This window comes from Hansschlegelia beijingensis (genome assembly GCF_045505405.1).
Taxonomy (GTDB): domain Bacteria; phylum Pseudomonadota; class Alphaproteobacteria; order Rhizobiales; family Methylopilaceae; genus Methylopila; species Methylopila beijingensis_A.
The window spans coordinates 1-8,309 of record NZ_JBJKEX010000116.1 but is presented as its reverse complement, the minus strand read 5'-3'; the positions used below and the strand labels follow the sequence as shown (position 1 = coordinate 8,309).

At 68.9% G+C, this 8,309-nt stretch carries 9 protein-coding genes; 8 read left to right on the top strand and 1 reads right to left on the bottom strand.

Features of this window, described 5'->3' with window-relative positions:
- The first annotated feature begins 90 nt into the window (after positions 1 to 90).
- From ACIKT0_RS09370 to ACIKT0_RS09340, 7 genes are all read left to right on the top strand, one after another.
- A complete protein-coding gene (locus ACIKT0_RS09370; RefSeq protein ID WP_407105091.1) occupies positions 91 to 537 on the top strand; it encodes a hypothetical protein in 447 nt (148 codons plus the stop codon).
- Positions 538 to 556: 19 nt separating this feature from the next.
- On the top strand, positions 557 to 1,246 hold the full coding sequence (gene purQ / locus ACIKT0_RS09365; protein WP_183393609.1) for a phosphoribosylformylglycinamidine synthase subunit PurQ: 690 nt from the start codon (positions 557 to 559) through the stop codon (positions 1,244 to 1,246).
- On the top strand, positions 1,246 to 2,058 hold the full coding sequence (locus tag ACIKT0_RS09360; protein WP_407105090.1) for a DUF72 domain-containing protein: 813 nt from the start codon (positions 1,246 to 1,248) through the stop codon (positions 2,056 to 2,058). Before purQ ends, ACIKT0_RS09360 begins: the two co-directional genes overlap by 1 nt.
- Positions 2,059 to 2,119: 61 nt before the next feature.
- Entirely contained in the window at positions 2,120 to 4,351 is a 2,232-nt protein-coding gene (gene purL / locus ACIKT0_RS09355; protein WP_407105089.1) for a phosphoribosylformylglycinamidine synthase subunit PurL, read from the top strand.
- A 15-nt stretch (positions 4,352 to 4,366) separates the two neighbouring features.
- Positions 4,367 to 4,636, top strand: a complete 270-nt coding sequence (locus tag ACIKT0_RS09350; RefSeq protein WP_407105088.1) for a BolA family protein — start codon at positions 4,367 to 4,369, stop codon at positions 4,634 to 4,636.
- Positions 4,633 to 4,968 (top strand): Grx4 family monothiol glutaredoxin, encoded by a 336-nt coding sequence (grxD, locus tag ACIKT0_RS09345; protein WP_407105087.1) that lies wholly within the window; start codon positions 4,633 to 4,635, stop codon positions 4,966 to 4,968. Before ACIKT0_RS09350 ends, grxD begins: the two co-directional genes overlap by 4 nt.
- Before the next feature lie 212 nt (positions 4,969 to 5,180).
- Positions 5,181 to 6,074, top strand: coding sequence for a metallophosphoesterase (locus ACIKT0_RS09340; protein ID WP_407105086.1), 894 nt, complete (start codon positions 5,181 to 5,183; stop codon positions 6,072 to 6,074).
- Between the two features lie 49 nt (positions 6,075 to 6,123).
- On the opposite strand, the gene rpsD is transcribed toward ACIKT0_RS09340, so the two are convergent.
- The gene (rpsD, locus tag ACIKT0_RS09335; RefSeq protein ID WP_183393615.1) at positions 6,124 to 6,741 is read right to left on the bottom strand and encodes a 30S ribosomal protein S4; all 618 of its coding nucleotides are present in this window, start codon (positions 6,739 to 6,741) and stop codon (positions 6,124 to 6,126) included.
- 318 nt (positions 6,742 to 7,059) lie between these two features.
- Here rpsD and dnaG point away from each other — a divergent pair.
- Positions 7,060 to 8,309 (top strand): DNA primase (gene dnaG / locus ACIKT0_RS09330; protein WP_407105085.1); only part of this gene is annotated, 1,250 nt, incomplete at its 3' end.

Below are 8,309 nucleotides of genomic sequence, written 5' to 3'. Positions count from 1 at the left end.
TGAACAGCGTCGCCAACCCGCTCTCTCTTGGATTCTACAGCGTCAATGAGGCCGCGCGCCTTATTGAGATGGGAAGCGCTCGTCGCATCTATGGTTGGCTGCGCGGATATCCTGTGCGAGAAATGGGCGCGGTTCCAGACCGTGCGGGCGATCGGCGTTTCCTGCACGGACAAGAACTGCGGCGGCGACCGCGTGTTCTGCATGATCCAGGTGCGCGCCGCAGCCGACGCCAAGCCGGGCGGCGACGTGCCGGCCGAATCGGCGAAGAAGCTCGGCGACGGCCTGATCGGCCACACGCCGAAAGAGATGAAGGCCGAATGGGCCGCCCCCTTCGCGCCGAAGACGATCGGCGGCCATAAGGGGCTCTGGGGCGAGATCGAGGCCTCCGGTGAGCCGGGCTCGGTGCATTCGGGGCTGTTCATGCTCGAGGCCGAGGGCCACGAGGTCGCCTTCAACTGCGTCACGCCTGCCGACAAGTGGGCGACGCATCTGCCCAAGATCGAGCAGGTGATCGCCTCGCTCGAGATCACCAAGTAAGCCGCCGCCGGAGACCGCCGTGAACGCCGCCGTACTCGTCTTCCCCGGCTCGAACCGCGAGCGGGACGTCGTCCGCGCCCTCAAGGCCGGCTCCGGCCAGGAGCCGAAGCTGGTGTGGCATGCGGAGACCGAGCTGCCGGCGGGCACCGACCTGGTCGTGCTGCCGGGCGGCTTCTCCTATGGCGACTATCTGCGCTGCGGCGCGATCGCGGCGCGCGCGCCGATCATGGACGCGGTGCGTGCGCACGCCGCGCGCGGCGGCCTGGTGCTCGGCATCTGCAACGGCTTCCAGATCCTCGTCGAGGCCGGCCTGCTGCCGGGCATCCTGACCCGCAACGCGAATCTGCGCTTCATCTGCCATCTTCAGCATCTGAAGGTGGAGCGCGCCGACACGGCCTTCACCCGCGCCTACCAGCCCGGGCAGACGATCGAGGTGTGCGTGGCGCATGGCGAGGGCAACTACTTCGCCGACGCCGAGACGCTGGCGCGGCTCGAGGGGGATGGCCGCGTCGCCTTCCGGTACTGCGACGCCGAAGGCAATGTCGGCGGCGACGCCAACCGCAACGGCTCGCTCAACGACATCGCGGGAATCTACTCCGAGAAGCTGAACGTGCTCGGCATGATGCCGCACCCCGAAAACCTGATCGACGCCGCGGTCGGCGGCACGGACGGCGCCAAGCTGTTCGCCGGGCTGGCTCAGGCGGCGTGATGGCGGCCGGCGCGATCCGGGTCGGGATCGGCGGCTGGACCTACGAGCCCTGGCGCGGCGTGTTCTATCCCGCCGGCCTGCCGCAGAAGCGCGAACTCGCCTACGCGGCCGAGCGCCTGACGGCGATCGAGATCAACGCCACCTTCTACGGCGCGCAGAAGCCCGAGAGCTTCCGCAAATGGGCGGCGGAGACGCCGGACGGCTTCGTGTTCTCCGTGAAGGGTCCGCGTTTCGCGACCCAGCGGCGCGTGCTGACCGAAGGCGCGGAGTCCATCGAGCGCTTTCTCGGCGGCGGCGTGACGGAGCTCGGCCCCAAGCTCGGCCCCATCGTGTGGCAGTTCCCCGCGACCAAGCGCTTCGATGCGGCCGACATAGAAGGCTTCCTCAAGCTGCTGCCGCCGGAGCGGGGCGGGGTGCGCCTTCGCCACGCGATCGAGGCGCGTCACGAGAGCTTCGCCGATCCGGCCTTCGTCGACCTGCTCAGGGCCGCGGAGGCTGAGGTCACGCAGGTCGTCCTTGATGATCCGGACCACCCGATGATCGCCGACGTCACCGCCGACTTCGTCTACCTGCGCCTCGAACGCGCACAGGAAGAGCTAGAGGGCGGCTATCCCGCGGAAGATCTCGACGCCTGGGCGCCTCGCCTCGAAACCTATGCGGCAGGCGGCCAGCCCGGCGACCTGCCAGCGCTGACCGGCGAGAAGCCGAAGAAGCAGCCGCGCGACGTGTTCGCCTTCTTCATCTCCGGGGCGAAGGTCCGCAATCCGGCCGCCGCCATGGCGATGATCGGCCGCCTCGACTCCGCGCACTAGCGCGCCGGGCCCCATTGGCGTAGCAAGACCTCACCTTTCCCAGCCTCAGCCCGCGAGTCCGATGCCGACGTCCGAGCCCGCAATCACGCCCGAACTCGTCGCAGCCCATGGGCTCAAGCCGGACGAATACGAGCGGATCCTGAAGCTCATCGGCCGCGAGCCGAGCTTTACCGAGCTCGGCATCTTCTCGGCGATGTGGAACGAGCACTGCTCCTACAAGAGCTCGAAGATCTGGCTCAAGACGCTGCCGACCTCCGGGCCGCGCGTCATCCAGGGTCCGGGCGAGAACGCGGGCGTGGTCGACATCGGCGACGGCGAGGCCGTGGTCTTCAAGATGGAGAGCCACAACCATCCCTCGTTCATCGAGCCCTATCAGGGCGCGGCGACCGGGGTCGGCGGCATTCTCCGCGACGTGTTCACCATGGGAGCGCGGCCTGTGGCGGCGCTGAACGCGCTCCGGTTCGGCGCCCCGGAGCACCCGCGCACCCGCCACCTGGTGTCCGGCGTCGTCGCCGGCGTGGGCGGCTACGGCAACTCGTTCGGCGTGCCGACGGTCGGCGGGCTGGTGGGCTTCCACAGCCGCTATGACGGCAACATCCTGGTCAACGCCATGGCGGTCGGCCTCGCCAAGGCGGACGGCATCTTCTACGCCAAGGCCACCGGCGTCGGCCTGCCGGTCGTCTATCTCGGCTCGAAGACCGGCCGGGACGGCATCCACGGCGCCACCATGGCGTCGGCCGAATTCGACGAGTCGTCCGAGGAGAAGCGCCCGACCGTGCAGGTCGGCGATCCGTTCGCGGAGAAGCTGCTGCTCGAAGCCTGCCTCGAACTGATGGCCTCCGGCGCGGTCGTCGCGATTCAGGACATGGGCGCCGCCGGCCTGACCTGTTCGGCGGTCGAGATGGGCGCCAAGGGCGACCTCGGCATCCGGCTCGACCTCGAGAACGTGCCCACGCGCGAGGAGGGCATGACGGCCTACGAGATGATGCTCTCGGAGAGCCAGGAACGCATGCTGATGGTGCTGCATCCCGAGAAGGAGGATGTGGCTCGAGCGATCTTCACCAAGTGGGGCCTCGACTTCGCGGTCGTCGGCCACACCACGGACGATCTCCGCTTCAAGGTTTATCTGAGCGGCGAGCTCAAGGCGGACCTGCCGATCAAGGAGCTCGGCGACGAGGCGCCGGAATATGACCGGCCCTGGGTGGAGACGCCGAAACAGCAACAGGTCGCGGCCGCCAATCTGGACGCCCCCTGCGACACGCGGGAGGCTCTTCTCAAGCTGATGGGCTCGGCGGAGCTGTCCTCCCGCCGCTGGGTGTGGGAGCAGTACGACCACATCATCCTTGGCGACACCGTCCAGAAGCCGGGCGGCGACGCCGCGGTGATCCGCGTCGAGGGCGGCCGCAAGGGGCTCGCGTTCACCGCGGACGTGACGCCGCGCTACTGCGAGGCCGACCCGTTCGAAGGCGGCAAGCAGGCGGTCGCCGAGGCGTGGCGCAATCTCACCGCGGTGGGCGCGACGCCGCTCGCCGTGACCGACAATCTGAACTTCGGCAATCCCGAGCGGCCCGAGATCATGGGCCAGCTGGTGGGCTGCATCAAAGGCATCGGGGAGGCCTGCCGGGCGCTCGACTTCCCGGTCGTGTCCGGCAACGTGTCGCTCTACAACGAGACCCAGGGTCGCGCGATCCTGCCGACGCCGACGATCGGCGCCGTCGGCCTGCTCGACGACATGGCCAAGAGCGCGACGCTCGCCTTCAAGCGCGAGGGCGAGGCCGTCCTGCTGATCGGCGACTCCAAGGGCTGGCTCGGCCGCTCCTGCTGGCTCTGGCTGGTCGCCGGCCGAGAGGAGGGCGCGCCTCCGCCGGTCGATCTCGCGGCCGAGAAGCGCAATGGCGACTTCGTCCGCAGCATGATCTCGGCCGGCGTCGCGACTGCGGTCCACGATATCTCCGATGGCGGGCTTCTGGTGGCGGTCGCCGAGATGGCGCTCGCCGGCCGCATCGGGGCGAGGCTCGACGGCGCCCACCCCGGCGCGCCCGCCCACGGCTACTTCTTCGGCGAGGATCAGGGCCGCTATCTCGTCACCGTTCCGGAGGATCGCGCCGGGATGGTGATCGACGCGGCGAGCGCCGCCGGAGTGACGGCCACGCGGATCGGGACGACGGGCGGCGACCGATTGATTCCGGGCGACGAAGCCCCCATCCTCCTGAGCGAACTGCGCGAGTCCCACGAAGGCTGGTTCCCGCGTTTCATGGCCGGCCCGGCGATCGACGCCGCGCCGGCCGACTGAGGAGGCTTCGACGAGATGCCGATGGACGCACGCGAGATCGAGCGCCTGATCCGCGACGCGCTGCCCGACGCGCAGGTGACGATCCGCGACCTCGCCGGCGACGGCGATCATTATGCGGCGACGGTGGTCTCGGAAGCTTTTCGCGGCAAAAGTCGCGTGCAGCAGCACCAGATCGTATATCAGGCGTTGAAAGGTCAGATGGGCGGGGCGCTCCATGCGCTTGCGCTGCAGACCAGCGCGGGCCCCACGCCCGAGCCCGACACAGCGAAAGGCTACGTATTATGAGCGCACAGCAGCAGATCGCCGACGCGATCGCTTCCAGTGACGTGGTGCTCTTCATGAAGGGCACGCCGCAGTTTCCGCAGTGCGGGTTCTCGGGTCAGGTCGTGCAGATCCTCGACTATCTCGGCGTGCCGTATGCGGGGGTCAACGTCCTCGCGAGCGACGAGATGCGCAATGGCATCAAGGAATTCTCGAACTGGCCGACGATCCCGCAGCTCTACGTCAAGGGCGAGTTCATCGGCGGCTGCGACATCGTGCGCGAGATGTTCCAGGCGGGCGAACTGCAGAGCCACCTCAAGCAGGCAGGCGTCGCGGTCAAGCAGCCCGCCGCCTGAGGAACTGACGTCGAACAAAACGCCCGGCTCAACCGCCGGGCGTTTTCTTGTTCAGGCCGCCGCTCCGGAGGAGGCGGGCCCGGGGCCACCCGCTCCACAATGCCTGGCCTCAGAGCGACTGATTAACCGCTCCGCCGGCCGTGACTGGACCGGCCTTCCGCCCGGCGCCATAGGTCGCCTACCGCGCCCGCCCCTGGACCGAAACGACTGTGATGCCGCTCGTCACCCGCCGCGCTTTGCTCACCGCCGGGGGCGCGGGCTTCCTGATGTCCGCCGCAGGCGGCGCCTATGCGGGGCTGATCGAGCCGTCGCTGATGCTGGACGTCACCGAGTACAGGCCGACGCCCCCCGGCTGGCCGGCGGATCTGCCGCTCACGATCGCGGTGATCTCGGACGTGCATGTCTGCGAACCCTACGTGCCGATCGGCCGGGTGCAGCGCATCGTCGAGACGGTCAACCGGCTGAAACCCGACCTGATCGTTCATCTCGGCGACCATGAGGCGACCTCCCGAAAAATCGCGGCGCGGCGGGTGCCGCCTCGCGAATGGGCTGCGGCCTATGCGGACCTTTCCGCGCCCCTCGGCCTCTACACCGTCCTCGGCAATCACGACTGGTGGCACAACGCCGACGAGATCCGGCGGGCGCTCGACGGCGCCCGCATCCGGGTGATGTCGAACGAGGCCGAACTGATAGAGCATGCGGGCAGGCGCTTCTGGCTGTGCGGTCTCGGCGACCAGCTCGCCCATTGGCTGAAGCGCGGCGGCTTCCGTGGCGAGGACGACCTGCCGGGAACTCTCGCCCAGCTGAAGACCGACGATCCCGCGCTGCTGCTCGCGCATGAGCCGGACATCTTCGCCGAGGTGCCGGCGCGGGTGTCGCTGACGCTCTCGGGGCACACCCATGGCGGACAGGTCTACATCCCGCATCTGAGGAACCCGTTCATCCCCTCCGCCTATGGCGGGCGGTTCCGCTACGGCCACATCGTGGAGGACGACCGGCATCTGATCGTCTCGGGCGGCATCGGGATGAGCGGCCTGCCGGTGCGCTTCGGCGTCCCGCCGGAGATCGTTCTGGTGCGCCTCGGCCAGCAGAGCGCGATCGTCTAACGAAAAAGGCCGCCCGGAGGCGGCCTTCAAATTCGTCAGGAAGAACCGGTCAGCGCGAGTAGAACTCGACGACCAGGTTCGGCTCCATGTGGACCGGGTAGGGCACCTCGGTGAGCACCGGGATGCGGACATACTTCGCGGTCATCTTGTTGTGATCGACCTCGAGATAGTCCGGCACGTCGCGCTCGCCGGAGGCCGCGGCCTCGATCACGATGGCGAGCTGCTTCGAACTTTCCTTCACCTCGATCACGTCGCCGACCTTCACCAGGTAGGACGGGATGTTCACGCGGCGGCCGTTCACCCGGACATGGCCGTGGTTCACGAACTGGCGGGCGGCGAAGGGCGTCGGCACGAACTTGGCGCGGTAGACGACCGCGTCGAGGCGGCGCTCCAGCAGGCCGATCAGGTTCGCGGAGGTGTCGCCCTTGAGACGGGTCGCCTCGGCGTAGATTCGGCGGAACTGCTTCTCGGAGATCGAGCCGTAGTAGCCCTTGAGCTTCTGCTTGGCTCGCAGCTGGACGCCGAAGTCGGACAGCTTGCCCTTGCGGCGCTGGCCGTGCTGGCCGGGGCCGTACTCACGGCGGTTCACGGGGCTCTTCGGGCGACCCCAGATGCTCTCGCCCATACGGCGATCAATTTTGTACTTCGAGGCGTGCCGCTTCGACATCGCGTCCTCCTGTGACAGGTTGAGGAACGCGCCCTCCTGCTGCGCCCTCTCGGGCGCCGACAGGTCCAAGCGTCGCGAGAACGCAGGACCACGGGTGCGCAAAACGCCGACGCGGGGCTTTTGGCCCCGCGCGACGAGGCCGTTCTCTAGAGGGAGAGGGGAGCGGTGTCAATCACGCCGGCGGCGAAGCGGGGGAACCCGCCGCCCGGCGTTCCCGCCAGCCCTGTGAATTGCGGGCGACGTTGATCGCGCCGCCCGCGACTCGGGCCGTACGTTGTATTATCGCCGATTGGTCACCCCCCGGACGATCCCTGCGCGATGCGCTTCAGCCCTTCCTTCCTCGACGAACTGCGCCAGCGCCTCCCGGTTTCGGAGGTCGTGGGCCGTCGCGTGAAGCTGAAGCGGCAGGGGCGGGAGTTCGCCGGGCTCTCGCCGTTCAATCAGGAGCGGACGCCGTCCTTCTTCGTCAACGATCAGAAGGGCTTCTATCACTGCTTCTCGTCCGGCAAGCACGGGGACGTCTTCAAGTTCCTGATGGAGGTCGAGGGGCTGTCGTTCCCCGACGCGGTCGCGCAGATCGCCGAGATGGCGGGCGTGCCGCTGCCGAAGGACTCGCCGGAAGAGGAGCGCCGGCAGGAGCGCCGCGCGGGTCTCGTCGAGATCATGGAGATGGCGGCGCGGTTCTTCGAGGCGGAGCTGCAGGGCAGGGCGGGCGCCGCCGCGCGCGGCTACCTGGCGAGCCGGGGCATGAGCCCGCAGACCCAGGCCAACTTCCGCGTCGGCTACGCCCCGAACGACCGAGGCGCACTCAAGGGGCGCCTGCGCCAGCAGGGCGTCTCGGTCGCCGACATGGTCGAGGCGGGCTTGCTTGTCGCCGGCGACGACGTGCCGGAGCCATTCGACCGCTTCCGCGACCGCGTGATCTTCCCGATCCAGGACGTGCGGGGCCGCATCATCGCCTTCGGCGGCCGGGCCATGCAGGCCGACGCGCCGGCCAAGTACCTGAACTCCCCTGAAACCCCGCTGTTTCACAAGGGAGCGACGCTCTACAACCACCATCGCGCCCGCGCCGCCGCGCACAAGGCTGAATCCGTCGTCGCCGTCGAGGGCTATATCGACGTCATCGCGCTCTCGGCCGCGGGCGTCGAGCATGTCGTCGCGCCCCTCGGCACCGCGCTGACGCCTGAGCAGATCGAGCTGCTCTGGCGCATGGCGCCGGAGCCGATCCTCTGCTTCGACGGGGACAAGGCCGGACGACGGGCGGGCTTTCGCGCAGTGGAGACCGCGCTGCCGCTGCTTCAGCCGGGGCGCTCCCTGCGCTTCGCCTTCCTTCCCGAGGGACAGGACCCGGACGATCTGGTTCGCGCCGAGGGCCGGGAAGCGGTGGACGCGGCTCTTTCCGCCGCCGCGCCGCTGGTCGACGTCCTGTGGGCCCGGGAGCTCGACGCCGGGCCGACGGACACGCCCGAGCGCGCCGCGGCCTTCGAGCGGCGTCTGCACGAGGCGCTCGCGACGATCCGTGACGAAACGGTTCGGCGCCACTACCGGACGGCGATCGAGGACCGGCT

What these genes read in the sequence shown, in the direction of transcription:
- ACIKT0_RS09370 (WP_407105091.1), top strand. Translation starts at nt 91, where the DNA reads ATGGTTGGCTGCGCGGATATCCTGTGCGAGAAATGGGCGCGGTTCCAG.
- ACIKT0_RS09360 (WP_407105090.1), top strand. Translation starts at nt 1,246, where the DNA reads ATGGCGGCCGGCGCGATCCGGGTCGGGATCGGCGGCTGGACCTACGAG.
- purL (WP_407105089.1), top strand. Translation starts at nt 2,120, where the DNA reads ATGCCGACGTCCGAGCCCGCAATCACGCCCGAACTCGTCGCAGCCCAT.
- ACIKT0_RS09350 (WP_407105088.1), top strand. Translation starts at nt 4,367, where the DNA reads ATGCCGATGGACGCACGCGAGATCGAGCGCCTGATCCGCGACGCGCTG.
- grxD (WP_407105087.1), top strand. Translation starts at nt 4,633, where the DNA reads ATGAGCGCACAGCAGCAGATCGCCGACGCGATCGCTTCCAGTGACGTG.
- ACIKT0_RS09340 (WP_407105086.1), top strand. Translation starts at nt 5,181, where the DNA reads ATGCCGCTCGTCACCCGCCGCGCTTTGCTCACCGCCGGGGGCGCGGGC.
- rpsD (WP_183393615.1), bottom strand. Translation starts at nt 6,741, where the DNA reads ATGTCGAAGCGGCACGCCTCGAAGTACAAAATTGATCGCCGTATGGGC.